22 protein-coding genes are annotated in these 19,854 nt (G+C 31.7%); 14 read left to right on the top strand and 8 right to left on the bottom strand.

The genetic code is table 11. The features are described 5' to 3' along the window. Positions 1 to 72 precede the first annotated feature (72 nt). A complete protein-coding gene (locus tag M0214_RS11720; protein ID WP_248722750.1) occupies positions 73 to 780 on the top strand; it encodes a 16S rRNA (uracil(1498)-N(3))-methyltransferase in 708 nt (235 codons plus the stop codon). Here M0214_RS11720 and M0214_RS11715 read toward each other — a convergent pair. Beyond that, entirely contained in the window at positions 775 to 1,500 is a 726-nt protein-coding gene (locus M0214_RS11715; RefSeq protein WP_248722749.1) for a thioredoxin family protein, read from the bottom strand. The genes M0214_RS11720 and M0214_RS11715 overlap by 6 nt on opposite strands. Positions 1,501 to 1,555: 55 nt before the next feature. Here M0214_RS11715 and M0214_RS11710 point away from each other — a divergent pair, with 55 nt between their 5' ends. From M0214_RS11710 to M0214_RS11690, 5 genes are all read left to right on the top strand, one after another. Continuing rightward, positions 1,556 to 2,236: a DUF4159 domain-containing protein gene (locus tag M0214_RS11710; RefSeq protein WP_371873494.1), complete on the top strand. Its 681-nt coding sequence runs from the start codon at positions 1,556 to 1,558 to the stop codon at positions 2,234 to 2,236. A gap of 100 nt (positions 2,237 to 2,336) precedes the next feature. Continuing rightward, positions 2,337 to 2,837 (top strand): TrmH family RNA methyltransferase, encoded by a 501-nt coding sequence (locus M0214_RS11705; protein WP_248722748.1) that lies wholly within the window; start codon positions 2,337 to 2,339, stop codon positions 2,835 to 2,837. Positions 2,838 to 2,935: 98 nt separating this feature from the next. After that, positions 2,936 to 4,024, top strand: a complete 1,089-nt coding sequence (locus M0214_RS11700; protein WP_248722747.1) for an AI-2E family transporter — start codon at positions 2,936 to 2,938, stop codon at positions 4,022 to 4,024. Positions 4,025 to 4,030: 6 nt separating this feature from the next. After that, a complete protein-coding gene (locus M0214_RS11695) occupies positions 4,031 to 5,206 on the top strand; it encodes a class I SAM-dependent methyltransferase (protein ID WP_248722746.1) in 1,176 nt (391 codons plus the stop codon). Between the two features lie 6 nt (positions 5,207 to 5,212). Further along, positions 5,213 to 5,569 carry a hypothetical protein gene (locus M0214_RS11690; RefSeq protein WP_248722745.1) on the top strand — a complete coding sequence of 119 codons (357 nt, stop codon included), beginning with the start codon at positions 5,213 to 5,215 and terminating at the stop codon, positions 5,567 to 5,569. On the opposite strand, the gene M0214_RS11685 is transcribed toward M0214_RS11690, so the two are convergent. The 3 genes from M0214_RS11685 to M0214_RS11675 form a co-directional block, all read right to left on the bottom strand. Beyond that, on the bottom strand, positions 5,566 to 6,024 hold the full coding sequence (locus M0214_RS11685; protein ID WP_248722744.1) for an RNA methyltransferase: 459 nt from the start codon (positions 6,022 to 6,024) through the stop codon (positions 5,566 to 5,568). The genes M0214_RS11690 and M0214_RS11685 overlap by 4 nt on opposite strands. A gap of 369 nt (positions 6,025 to 6,393) precedes the next feature. Then, a complete protein-coding gene (locus tag M0214_RS11680; RefSeq protein WP_248722743.1) occupies positions 6,394 to 6,822 on the bottom strand; it encodes a hypothetical protein in 429 nt (142 codons plus the stop codon). Continuing rightward, the gene (locus tag M0214_RS11675) at positions 6,822 to 7,226 is read right to left on the bottom strand and encodes a hypothetical protein (protein ID WP_248722742.1); all 405 of its coding nucleotides are present in this window, start codon (positions 7,224 to 7,226) and stop codon (positions 6,822 to 6,824) included. The genes M0214_RS11680 and M0214_RS11675 overlap by 1 nt, the downstream gene beginning before the upstream one ends. A 287-nt stretch (positions 7,227 to 7,513) precedes the next feature. Between M0214_RS11675 and M0214_RS11670 the strand changes: the two genes are divergently transcribed. Continuing rightward, on the top strand, positions 7,514 to 7,744 hold the full coding sequence (locus tag M0214_RS11670; protein WP_248722741.1) for a helix-turn-helix domain-containing protein: 231 nt from the start codon (positions 7,514 to 7,516) through the stop codon (positions 7,742 to 7,744). Between the two features lie 265 nt (positions 7,745 to 8,009). Here M0214_RS11670 and M0214_RS11665 read toward each other — a convergent pair whose 3' ends face one another. Both M0214_RS11665 and M0214_RS11660 read right to left on the bottom strand, forming a co-directional pair. After that, the gene (locus M0214_RS11665) at positions 8,010 to 8,507 is read right to left on the bottom strand and encodes a JAB domain-containing protein (RefSeq protein WP_248722740.1); all 498 of its coding nucleotides are present in this window, start codon (positions 8,505 to 8,507) and stop codon (positions 8,010 to 8,012) included. A gap of 74 nt (positions 8,508 to 8,581) precedes the next feature. Next, the gene (locus M0214_RS11660; RefSeq protein WP_248722739.1) at positions 8,582 to 8,977 is read right to left on the bottom strand and encodes a hypothetical protein; all 396 of its coding nucleotides are present in this window, start codon (positions 8,975 to 8,977) and stop codon (positions 8,582 to 8,584) included. A gap of 501 nt (positions 8,978 to 9,478) precedes the next feature. On the opposite strand from M0214_RS11660, the gene M0214_RS11655 reads away from it, so the two are divergent. Genes M0214_RS11655 through M0214_RS11625 form a run of 7 tightly spaced genes read left to right on the top strand, consistent with a single transcriptional unit; the run spans position 9,479 to position 17,760 of the window. Next, positions 9,479 to 9,772, top strand: a complete 294-nt coding sequence (locus M0214_RS11655; RefSeq protein WP_248722738.1) for a helix-turn-helix domain-containing protein — start codon at positions 9,479 to 9,481, stop codon at positions 9,770 to 9,772. 4 nt (positions 9,773 to 9,776) lie between these two features. Continuing rightward, complete coding sequence (locus M0214_RS11650) at positions 9,777 to 11,387, top strand: site-specific DNA-methyltransferase (protein ID WP_248722737.1); 1,611 nt, start codon at positions 9,777 to 9,779, stop codon at positions 11,385 to 11,387. Between the two features lie 11 nt (positions 11,388 to 11,398). Next, positions 11,399 to 14,080, top strand: a complete 2,682-nt coding sequence (locus M0214_RS11645) for a DEAD/DEAH box helicase (RefSeq protein WP_248722736.1) — start codon at positions 11,399 to 11,401, stop codon at positions 14,078 to 14,080. A gap of 4 nt (positions 14,081 to 14,084) precedes the next feature. Continuing rightward, positions 14,085 to 14,711, top strand: a complete 627-nt coding sequence (locus M0214_RS11640; protein WP_248722735.1) for a hypothetical protein — start codon at positions 14,085 to 14,087, stop codon at positions 14,709 to 14,711. After that, entirely contained in the window at positions 14,708 to 15,100 is a 393-nt protein-coding gene (locus M0214_RS11635) for a hypothetical protein (protein ID WP_248722734.1), read from the top strand. The genes M0214_RS11640 and M0214_RS11635 overlap by 4 nt, the downstream gene beginning before the upstream one ends. Continuing rightward, positions 15,084 to 16,871: a DUF262 domain-containing protein gene (locus tag M0214_RS11630; RefSeq protein WP_248722733.1), complete on the top strand. Its 1,788-nt coding sequence runs from the start codon at positions 15,084 to 15,086 to the stop codon at positions 16,869 to 16,871. Before M0214_RS11635 ends, M0214_RS11630 begins: the two co-directional genes overlap by 17 nt. Before the next feature lies 1 nt (position 16,872). After that, positions 16,873 to 17,760 carry an Abi family protein gene (locus M0214_RS11625; RefSeq protein WP_248722732.1) on the top strand — a complete coding sequence of 296 codons (888 nt, stop codon included), beginning with the start codon at positions 16,873 to 16,875 and terminating at the stop codon, positions 17,758 to 17,760. A 156-nt stretch (positions 17,761 to 17,916) separates the two neighbouring features. Here M0214_RS11625 and M0214_RS11620 read toward each other — a convergent pair whose 3' ends face one another. Continuing rightward, positions 17,917 to 18,978 carry a DUF3871 family protein gene (locus M0214_RS11620; protein ID WP_248722731.1) on the bottom strand — a complete coding sequence of 354 codons (1,062 nt, stop codon included), beginning with the start codon at positions 18,976 to 18,978 and terminating at the stop codon, positions 17,917 to 17,919. Next, positions 18,956 to 19,819, bottom strand: a complete 864-nt coding sequence (locus M0214_RS11615; RefSeq protein ID WP_248722730.1) for an AAA family ATPase — start codon at positions 19,817 to 19,819, stop codon at positions 18,956 to 18,958. Before M0214_RS11615 ends, M0214_RS11620 begins: the two co-directional genes overlap by 23 nt. Positions 19,820 to 19,854: the final 35 nt, after the last annotated feature.

The raw sequence follows: 19,854 nt of genomic DNA, 5'->3' as shown, positions 1-19,854 counted from the left end.
TTTAATTCAATATTTAGCACAATACTATATTTACTTAAGAAGAATAATTCCTAAACTTTATATCTTCGCTTTATGCAACTCTTCTATAATCCCGATATATCCGAGACCACAGAGCAATTCACTTTTCCTAAAGATGAAAGTAAGCACATAGTAAAAGTGTTACGAAAAAACACTGGTGATACCCTGCATATTACTAATGGAAATGGCTGGTTATTTACGGCTGAAGTAACTTTACCAAATATAAACAAGTGTTTGGTCTCCATAATAGCGAAAGAAAAGCAAGAAAAACATCAATACAACTTGCATTTGGCAGTTGCTCCTACCAAAATGAACGACCGTTACGAATGGTTTTTAGAAAAAGCAACCGAGATTGGTATTGATACTATTACTCCCATTATCTGTGACCATAGCGAACGTAAAGTCATAAAACCTGAACGTTTTGAGCGCATTCTGCAATCGGCCATGAAACAATCGTTAAGTTGTTTTATGCCTAAATTAAATGATGCTATTTCGTTTAAGGACTTTATGAAACAAGAACATAAAGGCGATTTGTTTATCGCACATTGTGAAGAAACAGATAGGAAAAGTTTAAAACAAACGCTTGGTCCGAAAAATGATGTCACCATTCTAATAGGTCCTGAGGGCGATTTCAGTCCTCAAGAAATTGAAATGGCCATAGCTAATAAATTCACTCCAGTGACTTTAGGAGCGTCTAGATTAAGAACCGAAACGGCTGCTATAGTGGCTTGTCATTCTGTAGCATTTGTAAATGAATTATAAATTTACTTGAGTCCCACCAACAATATCAAAGTTTTCATTTTCTATTAAACCAATTAAATAAAGTTCATCTTCTGGCTTAACAATATTTGGAATAGTTATGTGCGAGTTTCCAAAACTCTCTGCTAAATCGATGTAGGTTTCTTTAACCACAATGTTGGCGTTTTGAAGTATCCTATTACTATTTTCACCTCTTTTTACAACAGTCTCTCTGTGTTTAATTAATAAAGCTACTCGTAACCTTTTATTATCGATGTTACCATTAATGCTATATTGAAAACTCCAAGTTTCACCATTTTGTTTGAGATTATGCAATTTGATTTCGGCTTCTGCCTTTTCCTTTCCATAATGAGCAAGTTTATGATTCATTATAGACTGGTTAGAACCCACAAAGTGTTCTCTCCCATTAATCACTACTTGCGGCGTATAAATACTTCGACTTTTAAACTTGTTTCCATATAGGCGTTGTTTTTGGCTAAAGTTTTTTTGACTAAAAGGGTCTTTCCAACCTATGTAACTCCAATAGTCCACATGATATGACAATACAATTATTTCGTCACCATAGTTATCCTTTACGGCTTTTAGTAATTCATCGGCTGGCATACAACTTGAGCAACCTTGGGAAGTGAAGAGTTCTAAAACTATCAAAGGCTTATCTTTAGCTGTTGGAGGTTGCCCCATAAAAAAGAACAACGTTATTATTATAACTATTAGGTTTTTCATAGATTTCAATCTTTTTAGGCTTCCCTTACTTTTTTGAATTTCAAATAAAAAATTCATGTATTTTTGGGATATGAGATTTAGTACGTTTTCTTTAAAAAATCTTACAATACTAATCGTATTCATATTATCTGTAAGTAGTTGTCTGGCGCAAGAACTCGCCGTTCTAAAATACCAAGGTGGCGGAGATTGGTATAGTAACCCTACGGCATTACCTAATCTTATCGCGTTTTGCAATAACAATATTAACACTAAACTTGAAGGTAATCCGCAAAGCGTAGAAGTTGGTAGTACAGATATTTTTCAATATCCCTTATTGCATATGACTGGGCATGGCAATGTGTTTTTTAGTGAAGAAGATGCCGAAAACTTAAGAAACTATTTAACCTCGGGAGGTTTTTTACATATAGACGATAACTACGGTATGGAACCTTATATTACTCAAGAACTTAAAAAAGTGTTTCCAGGAAAAGAACTCATGGAGCTGCCAGTAACCCATCCCATATTTAATGCTGCGTTCAAATTCCCGAATGGACTACCTAAAATACATGAACATGATGGCAAGAGACCACAGGCCTTTGGCATTTTTCATGAAGACAGATTAGTGCTTTTATTTACTTATGAAAGTGATTTAGGTGATGGTTGGGAGGATGAATCGGTTCACAACGACCCATTTGAGGTTAGAGAAAAAGCACTTAAAATGGGGGCAAACATTGTGAAATACGCATTTAAAAACTGATGTTTTTCTCGCAAAGACACAAAGACGCTAAGGAAATAATTACAAATTCAACACTCACACTATCTACTGAATACTGAACACTGAATACTGAACACTGAAAATGCAGTTAACTCATTATAATACCGACTTTACAACGCGCACGTTTCCCATTACAGTAGTTTGCAACAATATTACCAACGCTCCAAACATTGGCAGTTTATTTAGAATCTGTGATGCTTTTGGCGTTGAGAAACTCATACTTTGTGGGGAGGACATACCATTGGGAAGAAAAATGATGAAAACCTCAAGAGCCACCGAGAAATCGGTTGATTTTGAAATTAGAGATTCTGCTTTAGCTGTAGCTAAAGAACTAAAATCCGAGGGATATCAAATTCTATCTTTGGAAATAACCGAAAATAGCGTACCTGTTCATTCCGCTAAATTTTCTGCTGAAGCCCCAATTGCTCTTGTTGCTGGTGATGAAAATTTCGGAGTTTCAGAAGCTATTTTAAATGAATCTGATACTATTATCCACATTAATATGTATGGTCAAAATAGCAGTATGAATGTGGTTCAAGCCACGAATATAGCTCTTTATGAAATCACCAAACAGTTGCTGTAACGTCATTGTGAGGAGCTTGCTTCGTTATAATCTCTTAATTGAAAAAGATTGCTTCTCTATGGTTCGCAATGACAAGAAATAGTTGTTATATTTACTAAATGAATTCCAAAATCATCTCAAACGGTATACTTAGATCCATTGCAATAATCTGTGGAATCGTTCTCGTGCTTTACTTTCTTTACCAAATACAATCGGTTATTGGTTATGTTGCTATAGCCGCTGTTATTTCGCTTATTGGCAGACCCATAGTGTTGTTTTTAAGACGTAAATTAAAGTTTAAAAACACATTTGCTGTTGTAGCTACCATGATTTTGTTTTTAGCCATAATAGCAGGTTTAGTCAGTTTATTTATACCGCTTATCTTAGACCAAGGACAGAAACTTTCATTACTAAACACCTCAGAGCTTCAAGACAATATAGAGGATCTTTATGCCGAAATAGTAACGTATTTCGATTTTCATCAAATAGATGTGGAACAGTCTCTAAAAGATTCCAACCTATTTTCTAAACTTGATTTTTCATTCATACCCAACTTTCTCAATTCTATTGTTAGCGGACTAGGAAGTTTTAGCATAGGCTTATTTTCGGTACTTTTTATATCTTTTTTCTTTTTGAAAGACAGCAGATTGTTCGAAAACAGTATCCTAACCTTAATACCAGACAACAAAGAAAATCGCTGGAACGCGTCATCCGAAAAAATTAAAGATTTACTATCAAGATATTTCGTTGGATTGATATTTCAAATTCTTATTCTCTTCATCATTTACATGATAGGGTTATTAATTATTGGTGTTGAAAACGCTGTGGTAATCGCTTTTTTATGCGCCTTGTTGAACTTAATACCCTATGTGGGACCGCTTATTGGCGCATTCTTGATGATTACTTTAACAATGACCAGTCATTTAGGACAGAGTTTTTCTGAAATCATTGTCCCCAAAACGACTTGGGTGCTCTTGGTAATTGCCATTGGCCAATTAGTTGATAATTTTGCCAGTCAGCCCATTATTTTTTCAAAAAGCGTAAAATCACATCCGCTAGAGATATTCTTGGTCATTTTAATTGCTGGAATTCTATTTGGGGTTTTAGGGCTTATCATTGCGGTTCCTGCCTACACGGCCATTAAAGTGATTTTAAAGGAGTTCTTATCTGAAAACAAAATCGTAAAAAAACTCACTAAGGATTTATAGCCTGTTTTGAATACTTCAATTTTAAATACTGAAATTCAAGATTTTATTTCAGATCATTTGAATGCAGATATTACGTCGCTTCTACTCAAAGGCACTTCGTTTAAAGCCGTTGAAACCAAAGATATCATTGAACAAATAGAAGCCAAAAAGCGTTGTGAAAGCAAATTACCAACCTGGTTTAATAATAAAAACATCTATTTTCCCAATAAACTGAATATTGAACAAACATCTTCAGAAATTACAGCGAGATATAAATCTCAATTAGTTTCTGGAAATTCCATTATCGATTTAACGGGAGGGTTTGGTGTAGACTGTTTTTACTTTTCAAAACTATTCAAAGACGTTGTTCATTGTGAAATAAATCCCAAATTATCTACTATAGTTAAACATAACTACAAACAATTGGGAGTTTCAAATATAAAAACCAAACCCGAAGATGGCATTTCATATTTAAAAAGCCATAATCAACAGTATGATTGGATTTATATAGACCCTTCCAGAAGGCACGATAGCAAAGGAAAGGTTTTCTTCTTGAAGGATTGTTTACCTAATGTTCCCGAGCATATCGATTTACTTTTTCAAAACTCCACTAACATTCTAATAAAAACCTCACCGCTTCTCGACCTTTCGGTAGGTATTAATGAACTGAAACATGTAAAAACCATTCATATCGTTGCCGTTAATAATGAAGTCAAAGAATTACTATGGGTTTTAGAAAAAGGGTTTGATGAACATATCATAATTGAGACTGTAAACTTAAAAAAAGACCGTCAAGAAAAGTTCAACTTTACCTTAAATGAAAGCAAGCATAAAATAGAATTCAGCTTACCCTTAACTTATTTATACGAACCAAATTCAGCTATTTTAAAATCAGGAGGATTTATTGAAGTCGCCAATCAATTGAATATTTTCAAGCTACATCAACATTCTCACTTGTACACATCTAAAAAACTGATTGACTTCCCTGGGCGATGCTTTGAAATTGAAAAAATCGTTTCATACAACAAAAAGGAATTCAAAAAATTGGGCATTAACAAAGGCAATGTGGCTACCAGAAACTTTCCTGAAACAGTACAACAAATCAGAAAAAAGTTAAGCATTAAAGATGGTGGTGCTGCGTATTTATTTTTCACGACAGATGTACGTAACAAAAAAATAGTAGTTATTTGCAAAAAAGTATAAGATATAATGACGGTTAAGGAACTAGAAGGAGAATATTCAGTAATTGGAACTAATCAGAATGCCGATGGCAACAAATACAAAGGCACACTTTCCTTAGCGCTCGATGCCCATAACAGGGTTAAAGCAAAATGGCATATAAACCATTGGCAAGAACAACTAGGCTATGGCTTTTTTAAAGATAATATTCTAGTTATAAACTTTAACTACATAGGAGACGACGACAACGTTTTTAAGGGCGTAGTAGTTTATAAATGCCTATCTGAAGATATTTTAGAAGGCTTTTGGTCTGAAAAACATGGCGATTTAGACTATTTAGGTACAGAACGCTGTTTTAGGATTCTTGGTGATAAAAACCTAGATTAAGACCTTGGTTTATCTATGCCTCGGTCGTACATGACAATACTTCCTGCTACCGAAACATTCAAGCTTAATTCAGACTTAAATTTCACCAGAAAATGAGATTTAGCTATAGCCTGTTTAGATAACCCATGGTCCTCTGCTCCCAATAAATACACACAGCGTCTTGGGTGTTGAAAGGTTTCCAATGGTTGAGCATCATCGGTTAGTTCTACCCCAACCAAGCGTGCGCCTTTGGGTAAGTTATTAAAGAATTCCTCGAACGTTTCATAATGAAAGTAGGGCATCGATTTTACTGCATTATGTGTGTCGCAGGCTTGCTTGGCATAACGATTCCCAATGGTAAAAATAAAACTGGCTCCTAAGTTTTGAGCAGAGCGCCATAAAACTCCCAGATTTTCGGGAGTTTTTCCATTTTGAATACCTATCCCAAAAAATTCGTTTACGAAATTATCATTCATAGCGCAAAAATATGAAACATTTAAAAACAACAAATCCCCACTATTGCTAGTGAGGATTGTGGTGATCGCGACAGGATTCGAAGCTTTCTTATTTTTATAAAGAATACCAATACTTCATAAACTAATTACAAAACATGTATGCCTAGAAGTGTGCCTATCTAAGCTCAATCTGATATTCTAACTTTAGTGCTACCAAGTATAAAAAACAGTACACTCTGGGAATAATTATCTCCTTTAGCAATACTCTACTCAACACCACATCATTAATATTCTAGTCTATACTAGTTGTAGTTAATCCTTTATTTATGTTATTGTGCTAGACATATAAATATGTAGTTATTTGCAAAGTTTAGTCTCAATATACCTTCATTACATGATACCATATAAACTTTTCATAGGCTCTTTTCTTGGATGCAATTCAATCTTTAGTATGAAGAAGTTCTTTGACAATTTATCCAATCCAATAATTAAATTCCCAGAATAACCCTCAAGAGGATTACCTTTAACAAATGGGTCAGGCTCTAATTTACTTTCTTCAGGCAAATCCTTGTTTATACATTCCTTAAATAACTCATAGTATTTTATTTCAAACCTATATTCAATCCTACTTAACATATTATGGGTAAACCAGAGATAACACACTGATTCAAATACTTTCCCAAACAAATAAACTTCTGAGTACCTGTAGCTACTGTAAAAATTCACATTGTTATCAAACTCATTTCTTAGCTTAAGGTCAATGTTGTTCTCTTCAAATGCAGAACCTAGTTCATAGGGTATACTGCTTAAGAAACCCATTAATATTCCATTTTCCCCAACAACCTTACTTCACTAGCAAAGTCATTAGCTATTTTAGTTTGATTATTTAAACTAGAATCTGAAATTCTATACGTTTTAGAGTGTTTTACAATAACTCCAGCTACCTTCTCATAAAAATCAAGGTCTAAAGTATTTGGTCTATAAAAAACGGACACATGACTTTCATTTTGCGGGAGTTTGTTCTTTTGGATAAAATATTGCCTATCACTTTTCTTCATTAGAATAAATTTTTCTCCACCCCATAGATTATTGCCCAACTCATCTACTAATACTTTGAATTTTTCGCCAAAAGCTTCTTGATTTAGCTTAACAGATTCACCTTTTTGTTTTGAAAACAGGTATGCTATTCCAAAACCTATAACTATCATAACTATATATACCATATCATTTCTTTTTTCTAGTCCATACGAGTATTAACCCCAGTATCATTAAACCTCCAGGTATTAATCTTATCCCTGCTGATTTAGTCCCTCCTGTTTGGCTTAACAAACCCTGTATTAGTATTGCTAAGATTATAACTAAAAAACTTAACCCTATTTTTTTTAAGACGTTCATTGTTTATCTGGTTTTAAAAATTATTGAATAAAGATTAAAAAATATAGTTCGCTATCAAAATTGATAGCAACATAATTTAAGATTATTACAACTTTTGGTTATTAATAACTAAGGTTTGACCAAAAAGGAATTTCAAATTTTTATTGGCAAAAGAATAAAGCAACTTAGAGAGGAAAAGAAAATATCTCAGGTTGAATTAGCCAACCTATGTGAATTTGAAAGGTCAAATATGAGTAGAATTGAAATGGGTAATACTTGTCCATCTAGCTATACTCTTTATAAAATTGCACAACACTTAGAAGTTGAGGTGTATCAACTTTTAAAGTTTGATAATATTAATAGTTAGTTTTAGCTATTAGGCAGTTCTCGCAGCAAATAACCCTATTTTCCTAGACTAATAAAGAGATTTGTTCTATTCCCTATTCTTTCCAACATTCCAATCAATAACTTGAACTCATTTTGGCTATATTAATATGTAAAGATTTTTTTGCATTTGAATAATAAATTGATATTTAGGTTAATTTTTAATAACCACATACTTACATAATCACAAAAATTGCTACCATAATAGAGATATATATAATATATAAAATAGTAAATATATTTAGTAGTTATAAAGTACTGTTATCACTAAAACTATAATATCCATCTTTTGAAATAATCAAATGGTCCAGCATATTAATATCAACTATTTTACAAGCTTCTTTAATCTTTGATGTTAAGCTCTTATCTGCCTCACTAGGTTCTAAATTACCACTTGGATGATTATGTATAAGGATTATTCCGTGTGCATTGCATTTCAAAGCTATTGCTAAAACCATTTTAATATCTACCATACAAGCTGATGTACCACCTTTTGATAGCTCATTAATACCTAGCACTACATTAGCTCTATTGAGTAATAATAATTTAACCACTTCTTGGTATTCTATAGTTTCTAAATCCCAACAAGATAATACTGTTTCATAAACATTTTTACTATTGGCTATCTTTACTTTACTAGTACTACTGTTTAAATAAGACACTTTTATTTCTGAAATCTCCATAATTAAAACATTAAGTTTTTCGTAATCTGGTGTAACACCCCTATAGTAGAAATACCAAATCACGAAAAAGTAAAAATGTCCAGTTTTGACATACATATAATATATACATACGGGTTCTGGACATTTTTTATTAATTACTAAATAGCCTGTTCAGCTAAATCAGAAACTCCATTTTGAGAGAATACAGAAGTATCTGCCATAAGTTGATTTACAGCTTCTTCTTGTTTAGTTTCCTCTTGAGGTTCTGGAACAAAAACCCACCTATGAGTTAAGACAAGTTCTTCTCCTGTTTCCTTTACAACATAAGTGTAAGGTTCAACTTCTTTCTTTACAATAGCCCCTGGTATTTCAGTTCCTATTAGTGCTTTACAAGTAGGCTCATCAAATGTACTTGTAACATAAGCCTTTTTAGCTGTAGCGTAGTATTGCCCTGTCTTACTTAATGACATTTCTACACCTCCTTGTAGTTCTAAAATAAAGAATGGACTTCCATCCTCTTTTTCTCTTGATTTGTAGCCAATTATTCTAACCATAATAAATTGATTTTTGAGTTGGGAAATAACCTAACTAACTATCCCAATAAGATATCATTGCAACTATCACCTTGAATGTTATACTATTAAAATACTTTTAGGCACAAATGGGATTCATTTGCACAAATTGGTGAGGGTATTTAGTGAGGACTGTTTATTCAGGTCTGAGTGAGGGGTTGGATTACTTACTAAAGTCAATAAATATCTTAATTTTTTTAGTTACAAATTCAGTCTACAGACTGGTAGGATGATTTGTTAATGATATAAATTGTAAAAAAGAAAAAAGTCCTTAAAATCAATCTTTTTATAAACTGCTTCAAAAAGAAAATTCTCTGTCAGATTGGGGTGGGGAGTTTGTAAAACCTAAACTAGCTAGGGGTATTTCTCAAGGTATGCAGTACACACAGAATAGTTGTTAATTTTTTTCTTTTCAAAAATTTTTTTTGTCAGAAAATTAGATTAGTTTTAGACATCTTTTGACAAGTTGAAATTTGACTACTAATGACACTATCAGAATTAATAAAATTTAAGAGGGAAGCTAAAGGCATGTTGCTTAGAGAGGTTGCTTATAAAGTAGATGTTGATACTGCTTTAATAAGTAAAATTGAAAAAGGAGATAGAAAACCTACAAGAGAACAAATAGAGAAACTAGCTTTAGCTTTAGACATAGATTACAACAAGCTATTAACCCTATGGCTAAGTGAAAAAGTATATGAAGATGTACAAGGAGAAAATGTTGCTATAGATGCCATTAAACTAGCCTTAAAAAGAATAAAAACAGAAGAAAACAACTAACTGTATGCCAACACTCAACTGGATAGGAAAAGAAAAAGTAATTAACCATCATCAAGATGTACCTTATAAAATTCTAGAGCCACAATACACTTTTAGTAATGGTAAAGAAGATAAAAACACTCCTTCTGAAAATAAAATAATACATGGTGATAACCTAGAAGCCCTAAAAAGCCTACTGCCAGAATATGAAGGTAAAATAAAATGCATTTACATAGACCCACCTTATAATACAGGTAATGAGGGTTGGGTGTATAATGACAATGTAAACCACCCAAAACTTAAAAAATGGTTAGGACAAGTAGTTGGTAAAGAAAGTGAAGATTTATCAAGGCATGATAAATGGCTGTGTATGATGTATCCTAGATTAAAGTTATTACATAAACTGTTGGCTGATGATGGAGCTATCTTTATTAGTATTGATGATAATGAACAAGCTAATCTGAAACTACTTTGTGATGAGATTTTTGGGGTAAATAAGTATGTAGGATTAATTCCATGGAGAAAAAGAACAGCAAAATCTGATGTCCCAAATGGAGTTTCACAAGATTATGAATCAATTCTCTTATACTCTAAAGGAAGTGACTTTAAAGCTTATGTCAAAGCCAAAGAAAGGAAATACTATGAAACACCAGATTTGCCTAATGAGCCATGGAGAATCCATGATTTAACAAAACAAACAAGTGCTGAAGAAAGACCAAATAGTTACTTCACAATAATAGACCCAAAAACAGGAAAAGAATATCCTGCTCAAAAAAATAGGACGTGGGCAATTTCTAAAGATACATTTAAAGGTTACTATGATAACAATAGAATAGTATTTCCAGATGATTATGAATTTTTAAATATTTCTAAACCTGCCTTCAGATACTTTAAAAAGGATGACATGAAAAAGGCAGGTAAATCATTTGGTTTTCAAGCTATGAGTACCAATCTCCCAAAGGAAGTTGGTATGTCTCAAGATGGCACAAAAGAGATGCAAGAAATTTTTGGAGAAAAAGCTTTTAATTACCCAAAGCCATCAACTCTAATTCAATATTTGTTAATGGCTTCTACAGAACATTCAAAGGATTGTTATATTCTTGATTCCTTTGCAGGTTCTGGAACTACTGCACATGCAGTTTTCAATCTTAACAAACAAGATGGTGGTAATAGAAAATTCATTTTAGTGGAAATGGAAGATTATGCCAATACCATTACTGCCGAAAGAGTAAAGAGAGTTATTAAGGGGTATGGAGAAGGTTCTAAAGCTACTGAAGGTACAGGAGGAGATTTTACCTATTATGTACTTGGAAAGCCTTTATTTTTAGAAAATGGTTTTTTAAATGAAGCCATTGGTTTATCCAAAATATTAGAATATGTGTGGTACACAGAAACTAAAGAACCTTTTAGCAATCCAGAAGAAAATTATTTACTAGGTGCTAAAAATGATTCAGCCTATTATTTCTATTATCAAAAAGACAACTTAACTACACTAGATGAAAGCTTTTTAAGGTCTATAAAAACCAAAGCTAGTCAATATATAATTTATGCAGATAATTGCTTACTAGACCAAGCTATTATGGATAAGTACAATATTGTATTTAAAAAAATACCAAGAGATATTACACGATTTTAAGATATACCTAAATGGAATTAAAACCATACCAACATAGAGTAATTAAAGATTTAGAACATTTTTTGTCTTATGTACAAAAAGAGCCTACTTCTGCAAAAGCATTTAACCAATATTGGGAAGATAAATTGGGTATGCCTTATACACCACAGTTAGATGGTTCTTTTGAAGGTATGAAACCTTACAAAGATAATATACCTAATGCAGTTCATATAGCAGTAAAAGTACCTACTGCGGGTGGTAAAACCTTTATAGCTTGTAATGCGTTGCACACTATAAATAAGCATTTTAATCAAGGAAACACTAAAGCTGTAGTTTGGCTAGTACCTTGGTCTAATCTGTTACAACAAACTGTAAAAAACTTATCAAATCCTAACCATCCATATAGAGAGAAACTAAATAGTTTGTTTGGCAACAGAGTTGAAGTTTATGAAAAGGACCAATTATTACAAGGTGCTAATTTTAACCCTACCTCTGTAACAGAACAATTGAACATCTTTGTATTTAACTTTAGTAGTTTACGTATTAATTCTAGAAAGAAAGATGATAGGAAAGTGTTTCAAGAAAATGGTGCTTTAGAGTCTTTTAGAAACACTATTGTAGATAGAGACTTAGTATTACCTGACACAGATGAAACTGCTTTAATTAATGTTATTAGAAGCCTAAACCCTATTGTAATTGTAGATGAAAGCCACAATGCAGAAAGTGATTTAAGTGTTGAAATGCTAAATAACTTAAATCCATCTTTAGTATTAGATTTAACAGCTACACCTAAAGAAAACAGTAATATTATTTCCTTTGTAAATGCCCTAGCTCTTAAAAAAGAAAATATGGTGAAACTACCTGTAGTAGTGTATAATCATCATAAAAAAGAAGAGGTTATTACAAGTGCTTTACACTTACAAAGGCAATTAGAACTTTTAGCTATTGAGGAAGAAAAAGCTACAGGAAAATACATAAGACCCATCATATTATTCCAAGCACAGTCTAATATTAAGGGTAAAAACAATACTACATTTCAAAAAATAAAAGAGCAGTTAGTAAAACTTCAAATTCCTGAAGAACAAATAAAAATAAAGACTAGTGGAATAGATGAGCTTAAAGGTATAGACCTTATGGCTAAAGACTGCCCTGTTAAATACATTATAACAGTAAATGCTTTAAAAGAGGGTTGGGATTGCCCTAATGCTTACATATTAGCCTCACTTGCAGATAAATCTTCTGCTGTAGAAGTAGAACAAATTTTAGGTAGGGTTTTAAGACAACCATATGTAGTTAAACATAAAGAGGCATTGCTTAATATGTCTTTTGTATTAACAGCCTCATCAAAGTTTAATGAAACACTAGATAGTATTGTTAAAGGTTTACAAGAATCTGGATTTAGTAAAGATGATTATTATGCTGAAGAGGCTCCAGAAGAAGAATTAACTCCAAATGAAATACTTACCCAAGATTTATTTGCTCAAGAACCTCAAACAGATAACTATGTAAAATCTGATGAAGATTTTGATTTAAATGCCATTGAATTTAATCCAAATGATGAAGTAACCATAGAAACCATTAACCAACAAAACCCACTAGTATCTCAAATAACAGAAAAAGCAAAAGTTGAAGGACAAACTTTTGAGCAGAAAGTTAATGAAATAGAGATTGATGATACTACTTCAATTTTTACAGATATTATGAAAACTGCACCCAAAATTTATAAGCTAGATGGTCAATTTAAAGAGATAGCTAGTACTATAAAATTACCACAGTTCTTTAAAAAAGTAGAAGAAAGTGAGTTAGAGGAAGTAAGTTTATTTGAAGAATTAAACTCAGAAGACCAATACTTAAACAAGATAAGTTTATTAGATGGTTTTAAACTATCTAATTACAGTACACAAATTACATTTGATGATATTTCTAAAGAGATTTATGCTGTAGATTTTAATGAGCAAAAAAGGACTGCTACTGCACAAAAGGTAAGTAAAAGAGCTAAAGACATTTTAGTAGACACCATTTTATCTAAACCAAAAGAATCACAGGTTAATCAAATTAGTAGCATCATTGTATCTAAGCTTGGAGATATGACACCAATATCTCAACAAGAACTACAAAAATATGTAAGTAGGGTTTTTGATAATCTTTCTGCTGAACAGATTAGGGATATTGTTGACAATGATTTTATCTATGTTAAGAAGATTAAAGACAAGATAAATGAAATAACTAATGAATATGCAAAAGAACGTTTTAAAATAGGTATTGATAGTAATAAAATTGTGGTAAAAGAAAATTTTGCTTTTCCAGAAACCTTATCATTTTTAAATCCTAGTACTACCATTAGCAAGTCTCTATATGACAGAGAAGCTAGTATGAATAATTATGAGCAAAAAATGATACTAGAAGTTGCTTCACTTGAAAATGTAGTATTCTGGCATAGAAACCTTGAAAGAGGAAAAGGATTTGCATTAAATGGTTTTAGCTCTAATCACTATCCAGATTTCATACTTTATACCAAAAAAGGCAACATCATCTTGCTAGAAACAAAAGGAGATGTATATGATAATGATGATAGTAAAAACAAAAATATTCTAGGTAAAACTTGGGCTGAAAAAGCGGGAGATAATTATAAATATTTTATGGTTTTTGAAACTAAACAAGTAGAAAACACCTATACAGCTAAAAGTGTAATTGAAGTTTTAAGAGGGTTATAGTTATATGGGTACAGCACTACATGCTATTAGTAATACACTAATTCCTAAAGTGGAAATAATAACCAAAAAAGATATTTACTTAGAGCAATTACAATCTCTAAATCTAGAGCATACTTTAATACCTACATATTACAGCAATGGTGTAATTAAAAAATATGTGAGGTCTGATGGTGATTGGGAATACCAATTACCCAAAAAGTATAATCACATTACAAATATTTTTGAAGTAGACCATGATAACAAAGAAATAATAAACTTTGATAGTCCATTTGTTTTCCAAATTGGTGTATATGAAAACTGCCTTGATATATCTACCATTTACAGGTATAGCTATCTTTATAATAGGTCTAACCCAAAGTCACTTATAGAATTTAGGAAAAACATTTATGATATAATTTCTGTTTTTGGTGGTACTGAAATTATTTATCTAGCTGATAATGCTTGTGATAAGTTATCTGAATATTTAGAATGCAAAGTATGGGATGGAGTATCTTATAGTGATATAAAAAATGATATGATTAGTAAGGGGTTGACTTTTATTTCTAACTATGAAGGATTAAAGCTTAATAATCTTAATTATAGAAATATTAAAGAAATAGTCTTTGATGACTTTGAAGATTTACAAGAATGAAAAACCACACCAGAATTATAGAAATAGGTGCTGAAGGTGGCTCTATAACTTTATACAAATATATTGATAAAAAAAATGAGGATTGGTACTACCATTCAGTTAGTGAAATGGCTTATGAAGATTTAGAGCTTGAAGGTATCAACAAGAAGTCTAAACACTCAATGTCTATAGCAGAAGCCTTTATAAAAATGCAAAGAGAGTACAATAATGTATTCAGTTTATATCCTCTTTTTGTGCATCCAGAATATAAATTTATTGCACTTGCTCTATTGGAAGAGTATGTTAATATCATTGATGAACATATTAATTACTACCAATGGGCAAATGTTTTAGAAATGGAAGTAGAAGAACTTAAAAACAGTATTACTAAGAATGATTCAAGAAACTAAAGACAAGTCATTATCTCAGCTATTCAGTGGAGAACATAAAATAACATACCACATACCTAAATACCAAAGAGAATATATCTGGAAAAAAGACAATTGGGAAGCTCTATTTGATGATATTGAAGAGAGTGAAGGCAATCACTTTTTAGGTTCTATCATCTGCATTAACACAGAGAATGATGCTATGGAGGATGCTAAATTTGAACTAGTTGATGGACAACAAAGAATGACAACAATTAGCCTTTTATATTTAGCTGTTTATAAATTCTTATCAGACCATTTACCAGAAAATCAGCAAAAAGAAATGTTTGCTCTTTGGAATTTAAAAAATAGAATACTGTTAGAGAGTACTAATAAGCCAAGACTAGAACCTTCATATACCAATAACAACTTTGAGGATTATAATTATATTTTTTCAAAAAACATTGAAGAAATAAGAACCTTAAAAGCACCAAAGTATATTGGGAATAGACAAATAAGTAGAGCTTTCAATTATTTTGTAGATAGGCTATATCAATTAGATGAAAATGAATATCCAGCTTATACCTATCAATCAGCAAAAAACTTTCTAGACAAATTAAATAGTTCTATTTTGGTTAAAATAGATGTAACTACTCATGATGGTGCCTTTACCCTTTTTGAAACACTAAACAATAGAGGTGTTCCATTATCTGCAATAGACCTCATTAAAAACAAGTTATTAGGGGCTTTAGAAAAAAAAGGAATAGAAACTATAGATGATAATTTTGATAGATGGAATGGTATCCTGGCTAACTTAACAGATAACTACAAAATTCAGGAAAGATTTATTAGACAGTTCTACAATGCTTTTAGGTTAGAGGAAGCTATCAAGGTCAATAAAAAACCCAAAGCATTAAGGTCTAATCTTATTGGTATTTTTGAAGAGCTTATAAATAGAGATGTTTCTAAGATTTTTGACAGACTAGAAAGTGCTTCCATTATTTATTCTCAAAATATACAATATGAAAATGATGATAGTTCCACTGAAATTACTAGAGCTTTAAGAAACCTTGAAAATGTAAATGGTGCAGATGCTTATATGCTACTCCTATTCATAGAGCACAAATTTGAAATATCAGAGAATCAAAAGATTGATTTAATCAATTTGTTATGTAGGTACTTTATAAGAAGAAATGTTACTGATAGTCCTCCTACTAGAGACTTAACCAACTACTTCATGGATATAATTGAGCATGTTGATAGTTTAGAAAACTATAGCTATGAAGAGGTAAAAGCTATACTCATTCAGTATGGAAAACCTGCTTCTGATGAAGTATTCAAACAAAAATTAAATGGTAACCTGTATGAAGAAAACGTAGGTGCCACTAGATATATTTTATCAAGTTTAGAACTGGCTCAAAATAGTGAAAGAGAAGGCTATAAAAACTTTTATGAAAGAAGTAAGAATAAATTTGTTTGGACTATAGAACACGCTTTACCACAAGGTAAAAACATGAAACCTCATTGGGTACAAATGGTTGCTAATGGAAATAAAGAATTAGCTAACGAGATTAGGGAAAATTATGTTCACAAACTAGGCAATCTTACCTTAACAGGATATAATTCTCAATTAAGTGATATGCCTCTATTAGACAAGCAGAACAAAAAAGATAAAAAAGGCAATAATATTGGTTTTAACAACGGTTTAGTATTAAATGAAATACTAAAGAACACTCCAATTTGGAAAAAAGAACACATACAGAATAGAACAGAAACTTTAGTCTCTAAAGCTTTAGAAATATTTGAATTATAGCATGGGAAATAAGGCAACAAACACAAACAAGCAAATACAAATATTATCTGGCAGAGGTCTTACTCTTGATTTTCCAGAAGCCAAAGTCAAGGAGTTTTTATTAGATATAGGCTACTATAGATTAGGATTTTATTGGCATCATTTTGAAATAGATGATGACCATAATTTTGCTCCAGACAGCAAGCTTTCTGATGTTATTGGGTTATACTATTTAGATGTTGATTTGCGTAATATATTATTAAAATACCTTAATAGAATAGAGATTCATTTTAGAACTAAAGTGATTTATTACGTATCCAATAAATTCAAAGACTTCCCTGCTTGGTTTGCTGATGATGCTATAGTAAATAATAGCTTCATACAAAGCACCCCTTTTAAAACGAGTATGCTTAACAGGGTTTATACTCCTGAATTTATTAACAACAATAAAACCTTAAAAAAACATCATCAAAACAACCCTCAAGACACCTATGCACCTGCATGGAAAGTCTTAGAGTTTTTTACTTTTGGTGTTCTATTGAATTTATTTAAAAACATAAAAGATACTGACATTAAAAAGCGAGTAACTGAAAGTATGGGGATTTTAAACATAGACAAGTTTGAAAACCTAATGAGTGCAGTTGTTCTAATACGTAACATATGTTCTCATGGTGATGTTCTATATGATTTTAATACCCCTAGAGGTCTATCTGTTATTCCTGGTATAGATTTTGTAAATAGTGATAGAAACTCCCTTAATGCATGCTTGAAGGTAATAGCTTATTTTTTAAAACATATTTCTGAAAATAGAGAAAAAGACTTTATTAATGATATAGAAACTATATTTAAAGAAAACTCTAAAAATGCTGTTATTGAAAAAATAATTAAGGAGAAAATAAAGTATCAATAACTTTTTGTATCTTTGCACTAGTGCACTGCTATTCATTTATGCTTTAGTTTCTGCACTTAAAAAGAATAAAAAATAAAACTCAGACTTGCTCTGAGTTTTTTTATTGGGTAAAATAAAAAATAACCCAACCCCTCTATATAAGAGGCTGGGCATTCTTCAACTCAAAAACCAAGAATAGCTAGAATCACCATCCAAGGTGTTTTTAAGTCCATTTGTAAACTCAAATGTATTTACATTCCTATCACTAAAAGTGTCTATATAACTACTCTTATTGGATGATGTGAAGAGATTATAAACATTCCACAAGTTTATTTTACCATCATGGTTTTTGCTAAACCTTTCATCTTGGTAATAGTCCTTTGCTATAGTAGAAACCTGTCCATCATTAAGGAGCAATGATGGGATTTCTCTTTTCTGTTCTTTAGGTAAAAACCCATAGAGCCTACACCTACCCACTAACTGAGCAAATTGCTTTTCACTAAGATTATATTCTGTTAATTGCCTCATCTGTAATAGGTGTTTATCTGCATCATACGTTTCTATAAGCTCCATTATTTTACTAGACAATTCATGTGTACTGCCTACACGCATTTCAGAAGCCATTCCATCTGTGCTAATACATAAGTTACAACATACGAGATTTTGATACCCAATAAACACTTGAAACTTCTCTACTGACTTTTTAGAATAGAGATTCTCCTTGTTATAAGCACGTACCCCTCCTATTGTTAAAGCTAACTCATTTCCATTAATAGTTTCAGTTATGCTAGGTACACGAATTATAAATGCCATTCTCTCATAATAAATAGTCTTTTCATGTTCTAGCAAGTCTTTAGCTGACTTATGTATAGCACTTGGTGTTCTACCCTTGATTTGATGTGAAATTCTAATCTCTGGCTCATCTATACTATGATGTGAAAACAACTTGGTAGTACAATCATGTACTACATCAATAAATTCTTGATGTGCAATTGTTTTTTCATTGTCTTTACTGAACACAGGTATTATACAATCTTTTTGTAAATGGTTTAGTGAAATGCTTTTTGTATTAGCCTCTATGAAAGAACTATTATCAGTAACTATATTATTACTACTATTATTACTATTAATATTACTATTATATATTAAATTATTTTCACTTTTATCGTTCCCTATTATGGTAGCACTTTTTACTGACTTGAGTTCTAATTTGGGGCTATTTGTGAGCTGAAGTTCCATTTTGACTATAATTTTTAGGGTTTAACAATTCTGCCTTAGCTTGGATAGTTTCTTTTTGTAATCTGAAATCCTCTTCCAGTTCTTTTATATTGTAATATTGATTATAGAGCAGCCTTAGTTGCTCTATATCTTTGCATTTATTTATCTGGGCTCTAATACCATCAATGTTTCCTCCTTGATTACACCACTGTAGAATCTTCTTTCCAGTTGCTTCATTAATTTTAAACTCAGGTTTAGAAGAAAACAAGTTAGTCCTGTCCTTACTGGCAGTTGCAAAGTGTTTAGAGTCTATATCAAATACCAGAGTAAACTCGTAATCTACCCCATCACGCTGTACAGCTTTTAAACCTACTTTTTCAGGCACGTGCTTTCCATCCTTTTGGTTAAGCACATAGTCCTGTTTAGTTCTCATAGTAGCTATGATATGAGCATCTGCCTGTAAAATCTTATCAATAAATGCTTTTTGTCTTGGAGTAACCTTATTCCAGTTTGTAAAGGAATTACCAGCTAGTTTAGAATGAAAATCCAATAGTTCATCCCAACATTGGCTGACCCCATCTAAAATTATCACTTCCATTTTAGATTTAAGGCATATATCTATAGCTTCAATGTAACGCTCTGGAGTGAATGGAGGGGTTAAGGACAGCACATTATAGTTACCCAAATGAGCATATAAATCAGCACTTCCATTCTCAGTATCTATAATTGCTACTTTAGTTAAGTCTCCATTGATGAGTCCTTTTGCTAGAAGAAGAGAACTATATGTCTTACCACTCCCCGCGCTTCCTTGTAATGCCATTTTTATCTTGGCTCTTTTTCTTTCTGATTTTCTTAATTGCATAATAATTTTGTTTAAAATGATTCATATTAAAATTT

Origin of the sequence: Seonamhaeicola sp. ML3, from assembly GCF_023273855.1 — a bacterium.
In the GTDB taxonomy this organism is placed as follows: domain Bacteria; phylum Bacteroidota; class Bacteroidia; order Flavobacteriales; family Flavobacteriaceae; genus Seonamhaeicola.
The sequence above is the reverse complement of the archived record's forward strand: the minus strand, read 5'-3'. Positions and strand labels throughout refer to the sequence as shown.

Bases quoted from the DNA above. Each gene is read 5' to 3' on its own strand.
- M0214_RS11720 (WP_248722750.1), top strand. From the start codon at position 73: ATGCAACTCTTCTATAATCCCGATATATCCGAGACCACAGAGCAATTC.
- M0214_RS11715 (WP_248722749.1), bottom strand. From the start codon at position 1,500: ATGAAAAACCTAATAGTTATAATAATAACGTTGTTCTTTTTTATGGGG.
- M0214_RS11710 (WP_371873494.1), top strand. From the start codon at position 1,556: ATGTATTTTTGGGATATGAGATTTAGTACGTTTTCTTTAAAAAATCTT.
- M0214_RS11705 (WP_248722748.1), top strand. From the start codon at position 2,337: ATGCAGTTAACTCATTATAATACCGACTTTACAACGCGCACGTTTCCC.
- M0214_RS11700 (WP_248722747.1), top strand. From the start codon at position 2,936: ATGAATTCCAAAATCATCTCAAACGGTATACTTAGATCCATTGCAATA.
- M0214_RS11690 (WP_248722745.1), top strand. From the start codon at position 5,213: ATGACGGTTAAGGAACTAGAAGGAGAATATTCAGTAATTGGAACTAAT.
- M0214_RS11685 (WP_248722744.1), bottom strand. From the start codon at position 6,024: ATGAATGATAATTTCGTAAACGAATTTTTTGGGATAGGTATTCAAAAT.
- M0214_RS11680 (WP_248722743.1), bottom strand. From the start codon at position 6,822: ATGGGTTTCTTAAGCAGTATACCCTATGAACTAGGTTCTGCATTTGAA.
- M0214_RS11675 (WP_248722742.1), bottom strand. From the start codon at position 7,226: ATGGTATATATAGTTATGATAGTTATAGGTTTTGGAATAGCATACCTG.
- M0214_RS11660 (WP_248722739.1), bottom strand. From the start codon at position 8,977: ATGGTTAGAATAATTGGCTACAAATCAAGAGAAAAAGAGGATGGAAGT.
- M0214_RS11655 (WP_248722738.1), top strand. From the start codon at position 9,479: ATGACACTATCAGAATTAATAAAATTTAAGAGGGAAGCTAAAGGCATG.
- M0214_RS11650 (WP_248722737.1), top strand. From the start codon at position 9,777: ATGCCAACACTCAACTGGATAGGAAAAGAAAAAGTAATTAACCATCAT.
- M0214_RS11645 (WP_248722736.1), top strand. From the start codon at position 11,399: ATGGAATTAAAACCATACCAACATAGAGTAATTAAAGATTTAGAACAT.
- M0214_RS11640 (WP_248722735.1), top strand. From the start codon at position 14,085: ATGGGTACAGCACTACATGCTATTAGTAATACACTAATTCCTAAAGTG.
- M0214_RS11635 (WP_248722734.1), top strand. From the start codon at position 14,708: ATGAAAAACCACACCAGAATTATAGAAATAGGTGCTGAAGGTGGCTCT.
- M0214_RS11630 (WP_248722733.1), top strand. From the start codon at position 15,084: ATGATTCAAGAAACTAAAGACAAGTCATTATCTCAGCTATTCAGTGGA.
- M0214_RS11625 (WP_248722732.1), top strand. From the start codon at position 16,873: ATGGGAAATAAGGCAACAAACACAAACAAGCAAATACAAATATTATCT.
- M0214_RS11620 (WP_248722731.1), bottom strand. From the start codon at position 18,978: ATGGAACTTCAGCTCACAAATAGCCCCAAATTAGAACTCAAGTCAGTA.
- M0214_RS11615 (WP_248722730.1), bottom strand. From the start codon at position 19,819: ATGCAATTAAGAAAATCAGAAAGAAAAAGAGCCAAGATAAAAATGGCA.